Annotated in this window: 17 protein-coding genes; 3 read left to right on the top strand and 14 right to left on the bottom strand. The window is 70.1% G+C overall.

From position 1 onward, the window contains the following. The 5 genes from HG543_RS42390 to HG543_RS42370 form a co-directional block, all read right to left on the bottom strand. Positions 1-558 (bottom strand): PilW family protein (locus HG543_RS42390; protein WP_369334974.1); only part of this gene is annotated, 558 nt, incomplete at its 3' end. After that, positions 555-1,121 carry a type IV pilus modification PilV family protein gene (locus HG543_RS42385; RefSeq protein ID WP_169350637.1) on the bottom strand — a complete coding sequence of 189 codons (567 nt, stop codon included), beginning with the start codon at positions 1,119-1,121 and terminating at the stop codon, positions 555-557. The genes HG543_RS42390 and HG543_RS42385, both read right to left, overlap by 4 nt. After that, positions 1,121-1,828, bottom strand: a complete 708-nt coding sequence (locus tag HG543_RS42380) for a pilus assembly FimT family protein (protein ID WP_169350636.1) — start codon at positions 1,826-1,828, stop codon at positions 1,121-1,123. Before HG543_RS42380 ends, HG543_RS42385 begins: the two co-directional genes overlap by 1 nt. Continuing rightward, positions 1,825-2,217, bottom strand: coding sequence for a pilus assembly protein N-terminal domain-containing protein (locus tag HG543_RS42375; protein ID WP_169350635.1), 393 nt, complete (start codon positions 2,215-2,217; stop codon positions 1,825-1,827). Before HG543_RS42375 ends, HG543_RS42380 begins: the two co-directional genes overlap by 4 nt. A 268-nt stretch (positions 2,218-2,485) precedes the next feature. Further along, positions 2,486-2,863: a peptide chain release factor family protein gene (locus HG543_RS42370; RefSeq protein WP_169350634.1), complete on the bottom strand. Its 378-nt coding sequence runs from the start codon at positions 2,861-2,863 to the stop codon at positions 2,486-2,488. A 490-nt stretch (positions 2,864-3,353) separates the two neighbouring features. On the opposite strand from HG543_RS42370, the gene HG543_RS42365 reads away from it, so the two are divergent. Further along, positions 3,354-4,049 (top strand): pirin family protein, encoded by a 696-nt coding sequence (locus HG543_RS42365; RefSeq protein WP_169350633.1) that lies wholly within the window; start codon positions 3,354-3,356, stop codon positions 4,047-4,049. Between the two features lie 69 nt (positions 4,050-4,118). Here the strand turns inward: HG543_RS42365 and HG543_RS42360 are convergent, their stop codons facing one another. From HG543_RS42360 to HG543_RS42345, 4 genes are all read right to left on the bottom strand, one after another. After that, complete coding sequence (locus HG543_RS42360; RefSeq protein WP_169350632.1) at positions 4,119-4,832, bottom strand: hypothetical protein; 714 nt, start codon at positions 4,830-4,832, stop codon at positions 4,119-4,121. A 77-nt stretch (positions 4,833-4,909) separates the two neighbouring features. Further along, the gene (locus HG543_RS42355; RefSeq protein ID WP_169350631.1) at positions 4,910-5,809 is read right to left on the bottom strand and encodes a histone deacetylase family protein; all 900 of its coding nucleotides are present in this window, start codon (positions 5,807-5,809) and stop codon (positions 4,910-4,912) included. A gap of 14 nt (positions 5,810-5,823) precedes the next feature. After that, positions 5,824-6,390, bottom strand: a complete 567-nt coding sequence (locus HG543_RS42350) for an imm11 family protein (protein ID WP_169350630.1) — start codon at positions 6,388-6,390, stop codon at positions 5,824-5,826. A gap of 13 nt (positions 6,391-6,403) precedes the next feature. Then, positions 6,404-7,750, bottom strand: a complete 1,347-nt coding sequence (locus HG543_RS42345) for an AHH domain-containing protein (protein WP_169350629.1) — start codon at positions 7,748-7,750, stop codon at positions 6,404-6,406. A 195-nt stretch (positions 7,751-7,945) separates the two neighbouring features. Between HG543_RS42345 and HG543_RS42340 the strand changes: the two genes are divergently transcribed. Then, entirely contained in the window at positions 7,946-9,226 is a 1,281-nt protein-coding gene (locus HG543_RS42340) for a vWA domain-containing protein (RefSeq protein ID WP_169350628.1), read from the top strand. Between the two features lie 154 nt (positions 9,227-9,380). After that, a complete protein-coding gene (locus HG543_RS42335) occupies positions 9,381-9,788 on the top strand; it encodes a WapI family immunity protein (RefSeq protein WP_169350627.1) in 408 nt (135 codons plus the stop codon). 9 nt (positions 9,789-9,797) lie between these two features. Here the strand turns inward: HG543_RS42335 and HG543_RS42330 are convergent, their stop codons facing one another. The 5 genes from HG543_RS42330 to HG543_RS42310 form a co-directional block, all read right to left on the bottom strand. Then, entirely contained in the window at positions 9,798-11,453 is a 1,656-nt protein-coding gene (locus HG543_RS42330) for a hypothetical protein (RefSeq protein WP_169350626.1), read from the bottom strand. Then, a complete protein-coding gene (locus HG543_RS42325) occupies positions 11,450-12,280 on the bottom strand; it encodes an ABC transporter ATP-binding protein (RefSeq protein WP_169350625.1) in 831 nt (276 codons plus the stop codon). Before HG543_RS42325 ends, HG543_RS42330 begins: the two co-directional genes overlap by 4 nt. Positions 12,281-12,360: 80 nt before the next feature. Next, on the bottom strand, positions 12,361-12,738 hold the full coding sequence (locus HG543_RS42320; protein WP_163996180.1) for a response regulator: 378 nt from the start codon (positions 12,736-12,738) through the stop codon (positions 12,361-12,363). A gap of 162 nt (positions 12,739-12,900) precedes the next feature. Continuing rightward, positions 12,901-13,770: an amidohydrolase family protein gene (locus HG543_RS42315; protein ID WP_169350638.1), complete on the bottom strand. Its 870-nt coding sequence runs from the start codon at positions 13,768-13,770 to the stop codon at positions 12,901-12,903. Between the two features lie 111 nt (positions 13,771-13,881). Next, positions 13,882-14,112, bottom strand: a complete 231-nt coding sequence (locus tag HG543_RS42310; RefSeq protein WP_169350624.1) for a hypothetical protein — start codon at positions 14,110-14,112, stop codon at positions 13,882-13,884. Positions 14,113-14,184 lie beyond the last annotated feature (72 nt).

Below are 14,184 nucleotides of genomic sequence, written 5' to 3'. Positions count from 1 at the left end.
CGTGGGGGCGGGGTGGAGCGCGTCCACCGTGAGGCTGACGGTGTTGGCGGTGGAGGACGCGTTGGCGGTCAGCTGGCCGAGGAAGAACTTCACGCCGCCCTGGCAGGCCACCAGCAGCGTCTGTCCCTGGCGCATGTCCTGGCCGAGGGTGCTCCCCTGCAGGGTGAGCGTGTACGGCGGGCCGTCCGTGCCGAGGGAGCCGCGGCGCGCGTACATGGGGTCCCGGTAGCGGAAGGCCAGGTCGTCGGTGACGAAGGTGCCCCAGGTCGTCAGGTCGACGCTGTGGTTGTCCTTCGTGTTCGCCGGCAGCCCCGCGGTCCCGAAGTCGAAGGCCAGCGCCGGGTCCAGCCCGTAGCCGGCCAGCCGCAGCGTGCGCTTCAGGTAGTCCATGCCCACCCGGCTTCCCTCCACCGTCTGCTTGGAGAGGTTGTGGGCCTGGAAGACCTCGTTGACGCCAATGACGGTGGCGGCCACCGCCAGCAGCACCCCCGTGGAGACGGCGGTGCCAATCAGCACCTCGAGCAGCGTGAAGCCCCGCCGTCGCGCGAGCGCCCTCACAGCTCCACCCCCGCGCCATTCTCGAGCGGGTTGTACAGGGCCACGTGCTGCTTGATGAAGCGGCGCTGGCCCGCGCTCTTGAACGACACCACCACCGCCACCGTGTCGATTTCCTCCGTGTGCTGCCAGACGAGGACGCGGCGGAAGGCGTCCCGGTCCTCCTGGGCGTAGGACGGCACGAGGTCCAGGTCGGTGGGCACGGCGCTCTCGTAGGCGTCCAGGTCCACCACGCAGGTGTCGTCCGTGCCGATGAAGGTCTCCAGCCCGCCGGCCAGCTTGAGCACGGCCGCGTCGCTGGTCGTGCAGTACGAGGCGCTCAGCGGCCCCGTCGGCCCGAGCAGGCGCGCGCGGCCCTGGCTCTGGAGGCCGGCGCGCACCTGCGTGGCGATGGCGCTCGCATGGGCCAGGCGGCGGGCGTCCGCGTTCTGCTGGCTGGCGACGATGAGCCCACCGAAGGTGCCGCTGATGCCCAGCGCGAACACCGCCGCGGCGGCCATGCCTTCGAGGAGGGTGGCGCCGCGCTGGAGCGCGCGGCGGGAGGAGGGGGCTTTGACGGGCTTCATCAGCGAGACCTCGAGTCGACGAAACCAACCGGACCGGAGACTGCGAACTGGAACTCGCGCTGGCCGTCGGAGGACAGCAGCCCCAGCGACACCGCCCGCTGGAGCGTGCCGACCCCCGCCGGCGTGAAGGGGTTGCCCGCGCCGTCCATGAAGCGCGCCGAGCCGTCCCCTCGGAAGACGATGGCCCCGCGACGGGGCGTGCCGGTGCAGAAGCTGCAGCCCGAGGGCGTCAGCCCCGCGAAGATGCCGGTCCAGGCGAGCGTGCCGCTCGCGCCGAAGCGCACGCTGCGCTTCGTGTAGCTGTCCATGTACATGGACGCCGCCAGCACGCCCTGCTCCGGCGCGGGCTGGATTTGCGCGGGAGGCTGGAAGGTGGAGTAGCGCAGGTGGCCGGAGGGCGGGGTGTTGGTGTCGTTGAACTCGTGCGTGCGGTCCTCCACGAGGAACCACGCCCCGGAGCCCTGGTTGGGTTGCCCGGAGGCGTTGATGTCCGGGTAGATGATGAGCCACACGTCCGCCTGGCGGTCCACGGCCCGGGCGCGCGCCTCGGACAGCGCGCCGGACAGTTCCGCCGCCGCGTTCTGCGGCCCGATGCGCAGGCTGAACCGCTCGTAGCTGGTCCACGACATGGCCGCGAGCACGGCGATGATGGCCAGGACGACGGACACCTCCAGCATCGTCATGCCCCGCCGGGCGCGGCCGCTCATGGCCCCACCTCCACGCGCACCAGCAGGGGCCGGGTGCCCGCGCGCCACACCAGCAGCCGCGCGCGGCCCCGCCGCAGGCCCTGCACCACCACCTGGTCGGGCTCCCCCACCGCCGCCTCCACCACCTCGGAGGAATCCACCCTCACCCGCTCGGCGCCATGCACCGTGATGGCCGTCTGGTGCTCCGGCGCCACGCGCACCACCTCGCTGGTGGACTCCGCGCGCTCCGCCTCCTTCACGAAGTCCACCTCGGGGGCGGGCGGCGGGGTGGCCTGCGCCAGCGAGGCGGGCGCCGCCAGCGCCACCACGAGGGGCACCCACAGCCACCGGCGGGGGCGCGTGAAGCCTGAAGGGGACGAGACGGACGCTGCGTTCGCGAGCAAGGGCATGGGGAATGTCCTGCGGTGAACATCACCCCACCCGGTGGGGTGAATCAGACACACTGGGTGCTTGTGCACACCCCGTGCCTTGCTCACTGCCAGTGCAAACCCGTGTCATTCCTGTGGGAAGGACGCGAAACCCGGATACCCCGCAGATTGTGGGGTGCGCAACCGATGCAGGCTCGCAAACTTTACGAGCACTGACGCTGTTCCCGAGCAGGCAGGCTGGAATGGCAAGCCGGCCGCGGGGAGAGCGAAGTGTCGTAAAATCAACGCGTTACCAAAAGGACTTGCCGCTGCGGAGGTTCTTCTTCTCCGAAGTGCGCTTCTTGCCCTCCAGCCGCCGCCGCTTGGCGCCGGCGGTGGGCTTGGTGGCGCGGCGCACCTTGGGGACGAAGGTGAGCGCCTTGAGGCCCTCGCGCAGCCGCTCCAGGGCGACACCCTTGTTCTGCGTCTGGCTGCGACGCTCGGTCGCAGTGACGGACAGCTCCGTGGGCGGGTGGGTGAGACGCACCCCACTGGCGGTGGTGTTGCGGTGCTGGCCGCCCGGGCCGGAGGCGATGAAGTAGTCCACCTCGCAGGCGTTCAGCAGCGCCTCGTCGTCCAGCGCGAGTGCGGTGAGGGCGGCCTGTCTGCGTGCGGGCGAAGTGCTCATGACGGTTCTCAAGGTAGCCCTCGCGAGCGCTTTCGTGCAGCGCTCTCTTGCGTCCACCCCGGGCGCGCCGGGCCTCCGGCCCTCCGGCAGGCGGAGACGGGTGACTCTCCAAATGGAAGGAGTGGACTCTCAATTTGATTCGCTCTCGACGGGGAGCTCATGGCGTTCCAGCGATTTCAGCGGGTTGGGCGGTGGCCCGGGCGTTGCTCTGGAGGGCAGCAGACGCAGCAGACACCGGAGACATGACAATGGCCTTCCAGACCTGGCGGCTCGATACGACGCACTCCCCGCACGTGCATGCGGTGGCCGTGGCCGCGGAGGAGGCGGCTTGAGCGGCGGCGGGAAGGCAGGGCCGCTCAGCCGGCGGCAGGTGGCGGGCGGACTGGTGGTGGGCGCGGCGGGCCTCGCGATGGGCGCGGTGGCCGCCGACGCATCGCGGGAGGAGGCTCCCGCAACTGGATTGCATCAGGGAAAGGAAGCGAGGCAGGCCATGATGTACGTACGCTCGGGTGAGGAACGGGGCCATGCCAACCATGGCTGGCTGGACACGCACCACACGTTCTCCTTCGCGGACTACTACGACCCGGACTTCATGGGGTTCCGGACGCTGCGGGTCATCAACGAGGACACGGTGGCGCCCAGGCGGGGCTTCGGCATGCACCCGCACCGGGACATGGAAATCATCACCTACGTCCTGGGCGGGGCGGTGGAGCACCGCGACAGCATGGGCACGCAGGCGGTCATCCGGCCGGGCGAGGTGCAGCGGATGACGGCGGGCACGGGCGTGCTGCACAGCGAGATGAACACCTTCGACGAGCCGCTGCACCTGTTGCAGATCTGGATTCTGCCGAGGGAGCAGGGGCTGCGGCCCGGCTACGAGCAGAAGGCCTTCGACGCGAAGGAGCGCCAGGGCCGCTTCCGGGTGCTGGCGTCGCCGGACGGGCGGGACGGCTCGCTGACGGTGCACCAGGACGTGCTGCTGCACGGCACGCTGCTGGGGCAGGGCGAGCGGGCGGAGTACGCGCTGGCGCCGGGGCGGAATGCGTGGGTGCAGGTGGCGCGGGGCGCGGGCACGCTGAACGGGGTGAAGGTGAAGGCCGGTGACGGCGTGGCCGTTACCGCCGAGCAGCGACTGGTGCTCGCCGCCGACGCGCCCATGGAGGCGCTGCTGTTCGACCTCGCCTGAGCGAGGGGCGACTGTCGGGGGCGGCGCCCGCCGCCCCCCGGCCCTGCGCGGCGTGTCCGGAAAGGGCGCTCAGCGCGAGGTCAGGTTGAAGGTGAAGCCGGTGGTGGCGGACCGGTTGTCCTCGCTGGTGGCGACGAAGGTGACGGGCACGGGCACGCGCGTGGCGCCGCTCTCGGTGCGGGGGTAGACGATGCGGCTGCTCTCCCCGGGGCCGAAGACGACGGGGTCCAGGATGATGCGGCGGGTGGGCGACTCGAGGGTGATGGTGAGCGGCCCGGTGAAGCCCTCGGCGCGCGTCACGGTGATGAGCACCTGGGTGTTCTGCCCCGGGAAGAGGTCCACCTGGCGGGGCTCCACGGTGATGGAGAAGTCCGGCTGGGCGGCGGGGGGCGGGAGGATGACGACGTAGAACCGGGCGCCCGTGGCGATCTCCTCGCCGGGGTCCTCCGCGTACAGCAGGGTCAGCTGGGTTCCCGCCGCCGTCGTGCCCGGCGCCACCGACAGCGTGGGGGTGGCGGTGACGGTGGCCTCGCCGGCGGGGAGGACGACGTCGGGGCTGAGGGTGACGCCCTCGGGGGCGTTGCGCAGGCCGAGGCGAATCTCCCCGGCCGTCTGGTTGCTCTCGCGGCTGAGGGTGATTTCCACGGGAGTGGACTCCCCGGGGAGCAGGCTGATGGCCTCGGGCGCGGTGACGGCGACCTGATAGTAGGGCGCGTCGGTGGTGCAGGCGGCGGCGAGCACGCAGCCGAGAAGGAAGAGGCACCGTCGGAGGGTGGACATCATGGTCGTGGGTCTCCTGGGAAGGGGCCAGCATGGGTCCACCTCGCGGAGCGGGCAAGGCATCCCGTGGGTGGGCGTGCTCAGCGGAACAGCGCCATGGCCACCTGGTACGTCCCCACGTGGGCGTCGATGGTGGCGGACAGGGGCTTCGCGTAGCCGCCGCCGAGCGTGAGCACGGCGGGCAGGCCGCGGTGGCGCGCGGCCTCCAGGACGATGCGGTCCCTCTCGCGCAGGCCGGCGTGGGTGAGCGACAGGCGGCCGAGGGCGTCCTCGTCGAGCGGGTCCACTCCGGCCTGGAAGAAGAGGATGTCGGCGCCGGCCGTTTCGAGGACCTCGGGGAGGTGGAGGGAGAGCGCGTCGAGGTAGGCGGCGTCGCCGGTGTCGTCGGGCAGGCCCACGTCGCGGTGGGAGGGCTGCTTGCGGAAGGGGAAGTTGTGCTCGCCGTGCATGGAGAAGGTGAAGACGGAGTCATCGCCCGCGAAGATGGCGGCGGTGCCGTTGCCCTGGTGCACGTCGAGGTCGACGACGACGGCGCGGCGGATGAGGTGGCGGGCCTGGAGGGCGCGGATGGCGACGGCGATGTCGTTGAAGACGCAGAAGCCCTCGCCGTGGTCGGGGAAGCCGTGGTGGGTGCCGCCAGCGAGGTTGCCGGCGATGCCGTCGCGGAGGGCGGCGCGGGCGGCCTCGAGGGTGCCTTCCACGGCGGCGCACGAGCGCGCGACGAGGCCCGGGGACCAGGGGAAGCCGAGCCGGCGCAATTCGGCGTCGGTGAGGGTGCCCTGGAAGAAGGCGTCGAGGTAGCGGGGCGTGTGGACGCGCTCCAGGTCCTCGCGGGAGCAGGGGGTGGACTCGGTGAGGGCGCTCGGAGGGAGGACGCCACGCTCCAGGAGGGCCTCGCGCACGAGGCGGTACTTCTCCATGGGGAAGCGATGCCCGGACGGCAGGAGCACCTCGTAGGTATCCGAGTAAAAGACGCGCATGGGTGGGGTGGGGGTCAGACCTCCTTGAATCTAGTGCCGGTGACGCCCGCGCGCTCCAGCGCCTGCTTGATGTCCTCGGAGACGATGAGGGCCACGGTCCAGCCCCAGGGGCGGAAGACTCGCGCGGAGCCGACCTGGGTCGGGTCGATGCGCAGGCCGGAGACGACCCGGTACTTGCCGACCTTCTCGGGCCGGCCGTCCTCCGGCTTCCAGTACCGCACTTCCCTGGATGCCTGGTCGTCGATGCACCGGATGAGGCGCGTGGCAACGACAATGCGGAACGGCTCTGTCTGTCCGTCGATGTCCACCGGGAGGAGTTGTACGTCGTCAGGAGCCAGTTCCGTAAGCAGCGCCGCCACCCGCGTACTCACGACGGGAGTGTCCAGACCGCCCAGGGTGAAGTCGAGCGGCGTTCCATTCACCTGGAGCGGCAGGCGCAACCGTGTATCGACCTGCACAGCCTGCCCCTTGGTGAACTGCCAGGGGTCCACTTCCTGGCCGTGTTCGTCGACAGGGCTGTGGAGTTGCCAGCGTCCCCGGATTGAGAGGTCATCGGATAGGTCGAAGTAACGCTTGGACATGAGGCATCTGATATCATTGGCGCTTGGTGACCAGTTTGTTGAGCCAGGTGTCGCGTGTGGAGATTTCCGCAGCCAGGTTGCGGAGTTCACCCACCAGTCCCTCGCTGCAACTCTGGATGGTACGGCAGCCTTCCATTGCCTCACGCAGGCGCCTGTAGACCTCTTCGTGGTACTCCCGAGGATGTGGTCCCTTGTGGCCTGGGACCCGAACACGGTTGGCGGGATCATCAAGCGACATGCCAGCCCGTTCGAAGAGCCTCTGGAACTGCGGTGTCCAGGGGCCACCACTGTGAGTGGCGTCCTTCCACTTGTTGGTGGCGATGTGATGCTCATGCCCCTCTTCATCCACCGGCGCTGGTGAACTCGTCGTCGCCACCGCGCTCGGGGCCAGCGCGATGGTGATGACGCCGCCCGGAGCCACTTCGACAGCCGTCACCTGCCCTGCCGCCGCGAGTCGAAAGCCGCCCTGCTCTGCGCCGACGAGCGCCGCCTGTGCGGAGCCGGGAAGGGTGGGCAGCTTCGACGCCATCATCTGCGCCGTGCTTCCCAGGGCCGCCACCGCGAGCATGACGAAGGCTCGTGCGGCGTTCTCGCCCATCACCTTGCCGTACTTGGCTCCCGCCTCCTGAAGATCCTCGAAGGTCGTGGCGACTCGGACCTCTTCGGCCAACACCCGCCATCCCTGGACGAGGCTCCAGACCGTGTCCCAGCCGAGATACGCGATGAGGCTCACCGTCAGGACCGCGGCCACCCCCTTGGAAACAGGCTCGGGCAACAACCAAAGTCCGAAGTAGACAGCTCCGGTGGTCGCCAGCATGGCAATCACTGCATCCTTGTCGGTCAAATCCTCCAGCGCTTCGGCGGTTTCGTCCCACACGGAATCGATGGCGAAGCGGAAGGCCAGCGTGCGCTTGCCCTCCTCGTCGAGCGTGGAGCCAGGAGCCAGGAGTCGCAGGCAGTCATTCGATAGGCCCTGCCGATGGCACCAGCGCCCATATGCACCTGTCAGCTTCGCGTTCGCATCCTGCTCTTCGGACATCAAGCGGAGAGCCTGCCGAGGACGTTCAATCGTGACGATTCCCACCCGACTTCGGCCTGGCGAAGAGTCGTGAGACGACAAGGAATCCTCGAAGAGCCGCAGGGCCGCCGCACGAGGGCTGGTGGAAACGCGCACGTCACGCCCCAGCTTCTGGACGGTCTCTTCGAATTCGTCGTCGTCCAGGACCACCTGCTCGCTGTGCGTGCGCGGCGTGAAGACGATGGGTTCGTCACGGCCCGTATTCAGGCGCACGGTCCTCGTGGACGTTCCACACGCGGCGACAAGCACCAGCAACAGGGGCAACAGCCAGCGTGGTGTCATGTCTTCTCTCATCGACGGGGTTGGTCGAGAAAAACTAGCAAATCCTGCATGTATGGACATGCAAGGCCGTGCTTGGCGATGGAGCGGGTCCAGGGGGAACACTCGGAACCCGCGGCGTAGACCTTCCGGACGAGTCATCCGTTGAAGAGTCGAACGCGCGCGCAGGACCCATCCGAAATCCCCTTGGAGAACGCCATGGACCTCAAGTCCCTGTCGCGGGCCGTCCTGTCGGCCGCGCTCGCCACCACCCTGTCCGCCGCTCCGGCCCTGGCCTGGGAGTCGCCCCCCGTCCCGAGCACCACCCCGCCAGCCAGGTCCGCGAAGAAGCACATCGAGCCAGCGAAGCCCGCACCCCAGCAGGCCCAGGCCGCTCCGCAGCAGCAGACGCAGGTCGCTCCGAATCAGGCCCAGGGCACACGGCCCGAAATCGAGGTCGTCTTCGTGCTCGACACCACCGGCTCCATGGGCGGGCTGCTGGAGGGCGCGAAGCGGAAGATCTACTCCATCGCCTCCCGCATCGCGCAGGGCCGGCCGACGCCGCACCTCAAGGTGGGCCTCGTGGCCTACCGCGACGTGGGCGACGATTACGTGACGAAGCGCTTCGACCTGAGCGACGACCTGGACACCGTCTTCGCCAACCTGCGTAGGTTCCAGGCGGGCGGCGGCGGAGACACGCCCGAGCACGTGGGCCGCGGCCTCGGCGAGGCCGTGTCCAAGCTGTCCTGGAGCCAGAGCCGCGAGGTGATGAAGGTCATCTTCCTCGTGGGCGACGCGCCTCCCGCCGAGCGCAATGACGACTGGAACTACAAGCACTGGGCGAAGCGGGCGCGAGAGAAGCACATCGTCGTGAACACGGTGCGCTGCGGCTCGGACCCGGAGACGGAGACCGCGTGGCGCTACGCCGCGAAGCTGACGGACGGCACGTTCGACTCCATCGACCAGTCCGGCGGCATGGTGGCGGTGGCGACGCCGTACGATGCCGAGCTGGCGAAGGTGAACGCGGAGCTGGCGTCGAAGACGCTCTACACCGGCCGCGCCGAGGTGCAGGCGGAGAACCGCGCCCGCGCCGACGCCATGGCGAGCCTCGCGCCCGAGGCGGCGGCCGAGCGCATCAGCTTCATGAAGAAGACGCGTGCCGCGAAGAAGCCGGCGGGCGCCGCCGCCCCCGCCATGGAGAGCAGCGCGCCCGAGGCCGTGGGCGGAGCCGTGGACCTCGTGGCCGCCCCGACGGCGCTGGCGAGGGTGAAGGACGACGAGCTGCCGGTGGAGCTGAAGGGCCTCGACAAGGAGGCCCAGGCCACGAAGGTCAAGCAGCTCGCCGAAGAGAAGAAGGCCCTGGAGGTCAAGGCCGCGAAGCTCGCGGCGGACCGTGACGCGTGGCTCTCCAAGAACGTGTCCGAGAAGGAGGACGCCTTCGACGCCAATGTGATGAAGGGCGTGAAGGCCCAGGCCGCGAAGCACGGCCTCACGTACTGAGCCCGCCCCGTGCGCGGAAGCAAAGGCCGCTGTCCCAGCTCGGGACCGCGGCCTCGCTGTTTCATGTGTCCGGCCACGGAAGCTCCGCGCCGGTCAGGTCGACGGCCACCGAAGCGTCAGGTCTGCTCCCGTGCGACGGGGAAGGAAGGGCATCATGCGGATTCAATCCGAGGACAGGACACGCGGCGTGGTGCTCGAGCTGGCGGAACAGCTGTCTCCAGACCTGCACCTGTCCGTGGACGCGCATCTGGGCGCCTTCACCGGGAAGACCGCGGTCTGGGTGGAGCGGGAAGCCTTCACGGACTTCCTCCAGGCACTCGAAGCGCTGGAGCGGACCCGCCAGGGGAGCGCCAGGCTGGAGTCCATCAGCCCGGGGGAATTGGAGCTCGTCATCCGCTCGGTGGACTCCGTGGGCCACCTCGTCCTGCAGCTCTCGCTCGCGGACCATCCCTACGTGGGGGACGACCGCATGGAGCACCGGCTCCGGGGCGGCTTCGCGCTCGACCCGAGCCGCCTGCCGGAAGTCCTCGCGGACTTCCAGCGCCTGTCGCGAAAGCCGTGAGGCGGCCCGCTACTCCCGCGTCACCGCCCGCAGCACCACTTCCCGGCGCTGCTCCAGCAGCCGCAGCGCCAGGGGCAGCAGCCCGCGGTACAGCGCCACGTTGAGCACGGCGGCCAGCGCCACCATCGCCACCGTCTGCCACGTGGGCCCGTCCTTCCCCGCGAGCCGCAGTGCCTGGCCAAACGGCATGCACCCGGCGCTGGCCGCGAGGATGCCGAGCATCGACGCCGTCAGCGGCACCCTGTCCCGCCGCTTCAGGCTCGCGTGGAACTTCACCGGGAAGTACAGCGACAGGAAGTTGCCCGCCGCCAGCAGCACCGGCAGCAGCGCCACCACCGCCACCATGGCGCACGCCACGTCCACGCCCGTCCCGAAGCCGAAGTACGCCCGGTAGAAGAGCGCCACCAGCGCCGCCATCCCGAGCGCCCCCGCGGCCTGCACCCCGTTCTTCGCCCGCAGCACGTCCGCCAGCTCCATCGGCGCCGCCAGGAACACCGCGAAGCCCTGCCCGTCGTACCCGAACGTGTTCTGGGAGAAGGTCGACGCAATCACCACCGCGCCGTAGATGCACAGGCCTCCCATCAGCCACGCATCCGCGCTCTTCCCCAGGATGAAGACGAACAAGTCCCGCCCCGACAGCAGCTTCAAGAGAATCGCCAGGATGAAGGGCACCGACGCCAGGAGCCGCGCGCGCGGGTTGCGCCACAGGTCCAGCGCCTCGCGCGTCACCAGCGTGGAGAACCGCGTCCGCGTCCGCGCGAAGGGATTCGAGTCTCCCGCGTCCTTCTCCCGTGGCCCCCCGCGCCCCGCCTGCCGATGGAAGCGCAGCAGCAGCGCGTACGCCACCGCCATGCCCATCGCCGCGAAGAAGAAGAGCCCCGCCGCCTCCATCATCGCCACCCTCGGGCGGCCCCAGGCCAGCTGCCCCAGTCCGTCCCCGAAGAAGCCCGGCGGCACGTTGCCCAGCGCCACCGCCGCCTGGATGATGAGCGTCATGTCCAGCGCGGCCACCCCGGCCTCGCCCACCGCCGTCAGCCACGACGTGTCGATGGGCGGGATGAACGACGCGCCCACGAGGAACGCCAGCATTCCCCCGCCCATGATTTCCGCGCTGCGCTTCGCCCGCAGCACGTTGATGACCGCGTACAGCGCCACCCGGCTCCACGCCGCGCACAGCATCGCGAACAGCCCGTACAGCACCACCGCCAGCCACGGCATCGCCATCCGGTACATCGACGCGTACCCCAGCGCCGCGCCCGTCAGCGGCGCGTAGAACACCAGCGCGCGCGGCTCGAAGAGGCTCGCCACCGTGGAGGCGATGAGCAGCCGCCACGGCGAAATCGGGAACGCCGCGTACCGGCTCAGCTCCGAGTGGTCATCCACGCCCGCCGACAACAGCGGCCACGTCACCCACACCGAGAAGGTGACGAAGCACAGCAGGTTGAGGATGAAGAACGGCCACACGTTGCTCTCCGCCACCGGCCGCAGCCGCATCAGCGCGAAGAAGAACAGGCCCAGCACGACACCGGGCGCGCTCGACGCCACGAACGCGGCCACCGCGAACAGCCGGCTCTTCCCCGGCCCCCGGTTGAGGCCGATGTCGAAGCGCAGCCCCCACAACAGCCACAGGTGCCGCAGGAAGCCGGGCACGGCGGGGCGGCTCATGCGGACTCCCGGCGCGGCGCCACCACCGGCACGGGCGCGGCCGCGTCCCCACCGTAGAAGGACAGGCGCGCGTTGCGCGAGGCTGGCACCGCGATGAGCTTCTCGAACACCGCCTCCAGCGAGGGGCAGTCGTACCGCTCCAGCAGCGTCCCCACCGGCCCCTGGTCCAGCATCCGCCCGCCGCGGAGGATGCCCGCGTGCGTGGCCAGCCGCTCGGCGATCTCCAGCACGTGCGTCGTCAGGAGCAGCGTCACCCCGCGCCGGCTCAGCTCGCGCAACAGCTCGCGGATGACGCCCGCCGCCAGCACGTCGATGCCCTCGAAGGGCTCGTCCAGCAGCACCAGCTCCGGCGCGTGGATGAGCGCCGCGGCGATCGCCAGCCGCCGCCGCATGCCCTTGGAGTACTCCGCCACCAGCGCGCCCGCCTTGTACGAGAGCTCCGTCAGCTCCAGGAGCTCCGTGGCCCGCGCCGCGGCCTCGTCGCCGTCCAGCCCGTACATGCGCCCGCAGAAGGTGAGGTACTGCCGGCCGGTGAGCCGCTCGAAGAGGCTCAGCTCCTCCGGCACCACGCCCACGCGCCGCTTCACCTCCAGCGGCTTCGCCACCGCGTCCACGCCCAGCATGTGGATGGTGCCCGCGTCCGGGCCGTACACGCCCGTCAGGAGCGCGATGCTCGTGGACTTGCCGGCCCCGTTGGGCCCCAGGTACGCGTAGAAGGCACCGCGAGGAATCTGGAGGTCCAGCCCGTTGAGCGCGGTGAAGCCGCCAAATCGCTTGAGCAGCCCGCGAGCATCGACGGCCAGGTCATCGGAAGGAGGGGGCGTCATGAAGTGCCCGCCATCACACCCGAGCCCGGCCCCCCGGGATAGCCCCCCCGTTCAGTCGGCGGAGGCCCCGCCGGCCTTCCTCAGTGGACGAAGGCCATCTCCGGCGGGCCGGCGATCTGCTGCACCGTCATCCGCACCTTGTCCAGGTCCACCGGCTTGGAGATATAGCCGGCGGCGCCCACCAGCTCGGCCTCCCACTCGAAGCCGTAGCCGGAGATGATGATGATGGGCAGGCCCCGCGCGCGAGGCATCTTCTTCAGCGCGTCGAGCAGCCCCCAGCCGCTCATCACGGGCATCCGAAGGTCCAGCAGCACCGCCGAGGGCATGTCGCCCTCCAGCAAGTCCAGCGCTTCGCGGCCATTGGCCGCCTGAACCGTTCGGTAGCCCATCTCCTCGAGGGCATCGCAGATGAGCGTGCGGTGACTCGCGTCGTCATCGACGACCAGGATGTGGGACATGGCAGGGCCTCAAGGGGTGCGGCGGCTTCTCGGTCCGCGAAATTCTATGGGCAGCAAGATGGGAACTCCCCTTCCATTCCGGAAGGGGCCCCGCCACTTTTCAACAGCTGACGGCGGGCGCACTCCTGACTTGCCGCGGCGCCTCGTGGCCACGGACGCCCGTCATTCCCCGTAGAGGCGGAGTGCGTTCTGACCCAGCACGCCCGCCAGGACGTCGTCACCGAGCTTCAGGCCGAGCAGCGTCTTGAGCTCGCGATCCCACGCGTAGGGGATGTTGGGAAAGTCCGTCCCGTAGAGCACGCGCTCGGGCCGCACCTGGAGTGCCCCGCGGGGCAGGGGGACGGGGAAGTAGCCGGTCACCATCATGGTGGTGTCCAGCCAGAGGGTGTCGTACCGCTCGAGCAGGCGCGCGTACGCGTCGAACTCGTCCGCTCCCAGGTGGGGCACGCACAGCTTCAGCGTGGGGTGGTCCTTCAGCACGCGCTCCACGCGCTCGACGCCGCAAATCCGGTACGGGTCGCACGCGTATTGCGGGCTCGCGGGCTCCCGTCCCGCGTGCATGACGAGCGGCCGGCCCGCCTTCGCGCAGGCGGCATAGATTTCGTGCAGCTCGGGCGCGTCCGGCGAGAAGCACTGCACATGGCAGTGCAGCTTCACCCCGCGCAGCCCCGCGGCGAAGGCCTCCTCCAGGATTCGCGTGGCGCCTTCCTCTCCTGGCAGCACGGTGGCGAGCCCCAGCACGCGGGGCTCGGCGCGGGCGACCTCCGCCACGTACGCGTTGAGCATGCGGGCCATGCCCGGCCGGTGGGAGTAGTGGAGCGCCACCACCCGGCTCACCCCTCGGGCCAGGAGGAAGGACAGCACCTGGGGGGTGTGCAGCTTGTAGCGGATGGGCCAGCCGTACTGGTCGAACCAGCGCCACACCGCCTCGAAGACGCGGTCCGGGAAGAGGTGCACGTGCGCGTCCACCACGGGCGGCAACCCCTCGGGCAGGCGCGGCCCCTCCTCGTCCTGGAGCGCGGGCAGGGGCATGGAGATGCCGGCGTCACGCCACGTGGGCGCGGTGGCCAGGCACGGCGTGGGGACGTCCTCGGGCGCGACCTCGGAGGCTTCGGAAGCGGGCGGAGTCACGGGCGGAGAGGACTACTCCTTCTTCCCGCCGCCGTCCTCGTCCGTGCCGTCCATGCGCCGCAGGTACGTGTTGTGCGAGTACCCCTGCCGCGCCAGCCGCTGCGCCTCGATGGCGTCCGCGACCTTCGAGCAGACCTGCCCCAGCATGCGCAGGGACTCGGCCAGCAGTCGCTCGGCATGGTCCTGGGCGTCGGCGCCCTGGATGGTGGTTCGCTCTTTGCGGAACAGCCCAGGCAACTTCATCCCGGTGAATCTAAGGGACGCCGCGCCCACGTGCCACCGGCCTCCTCGGGCCCCTCCTGTTGCCTGCCCACC

The sequence above is a fragment of the Pyxidicoccus fallax genome (genome assembly GCF_012933655.1).
GTDB lineage: Bacteria > Myxococcota > Myxococcia > Myxococcales > Myxococcaceae > Myxococcus > Myxococcus fallax.
The sequence above is the reverse complement of the archived record's forward strand: the minus strand, read 5'-3'. Positions and strand labels throughout refer to the sequence as shown.

What these genes read in the sequence shown, in the direction of transcription:
- HG543_RS42315 (WP_169350638.1), bottom strand. Translation starts at nt 13,770, where the DNA reads ATGCCCCTGCCCGCGCTCCAGGACGAGGAGGGGCCGCGCCTGCCCGAG.
- HG543_RS42325 (WP_169350625.1), bottom strand. Translation starts at nt 12,280, where the DNA reads ATGACGCCCCCTCCTTCCGATGACCTGGCCGTCGATGCTCGCGGGCTG.
- HG543_RS42320 (WP_163996180.1), bottom strand. Translation starts at nt 12,738, where the DNA reads ATGTCCCACATCCTGGTCGTCGATGACGACGCGAGTCACCGCACGCTC.
- HG543_RS42360 (WP_169350632.1), bottom strand. Translation starts at nt 4,832, where the DNA reads ATGATGTCCACCCTCCGACGGTGCCTCTTCCTTCTCGGCTGCGTGCTC.
- HG543_RS42350 (WP_169350630.1), bottom strand. Translation starts at nt 6,390, where the DNA reads ATGTCCAAGCGTTACTTCGACCTATCCGATGACCTCTCAATCCGGGGA.
- HG543_RS42330 (WP_169350626.1), bottom strand. Translation starts at nt 11,453, where the DNA reads ATGAGCCGCCCCGCCGTGCCCGGCTTCCTGCGGCACCTGTGGCTGTTG.
- HG543_RS42310 (WP_169350624.1), bottom strand. Translation starts at nt 14,112, where the DNA reads ATGAAGTTGCCTGGGCTGTTCCGCAAAGAGCGAACCACCATCCAGGGC.
- HG543_RS42380 (WP_169350636.1), bottom strand. Translation starts at nt 1,828, where the DNA reads ATGAGCGGCCGCGCCCGGCGGGGCATGACGATGCTGGAGGTGTCCGTC.
- HG543_RS42385 (WP_169350637.1), bottom strand. Translation starts at nt 1,121, where the DNA reads ATGAAGCCCGTCAAAGCCCCCTCCTCCCGCCGCGCGCTCCAGCGCGGC.
- HG543_RS42375 (WP_169350635.1), bottom strand. Translation starts at nt 2,217, where the DNA reads ATGCCCTTGCTCGCGAACGCAGCGTCCGTCTCGTCCCCTTCAGGCTTC.
- HG543_RS42345 (WP_169350629.1), bottom strand. Translation starts at nt 7,750, where the DNA reads ATGACACCACGCTGGCTGTTGCCCCTGTTGCTGGTGCTTGTCGCCGCG.
- HG543_RS42335 (WP_169350627.1), top strand. Translation starts at nt 9,381, where the DNA reads ATGCGGATTCAATCCGAGGACAGGACACGCGGCGTGGTGCTCGAGCTG.
- HG543_RS42355 (WP_169350631.1), bottom strand. Translation starts at nt 5,809, where the DNA reads ATGCGCGTCTTTTACTCGGATACCTACGAGGTGCTCCTGCCGTCCGGG.
- HG543_RS42365 (WP_169350633.1), top strand. Translation starts at nt 3,354, where the DNA reads ATGATGTACGTACGCTCGGGTGAGGAACGGGGCCATGCCAACCATGGC.
- HG543_RS42340 (WP_169350628.1), top strand. Translation starts at nt 7,946, where the DNA reads ATGGACCTCAAGTCCCTGTCGCGGGCCGTCCTGTCGGCCGCGCTCGCC.
- HG543_RS42370 (WP_169350634.1), bottom strand. Translation starts at nt 2,863, where the DNA reads ATGAGCACTTCGCCCGCACGCAGACAGGCCGCCCTCACCGCACTCGCG.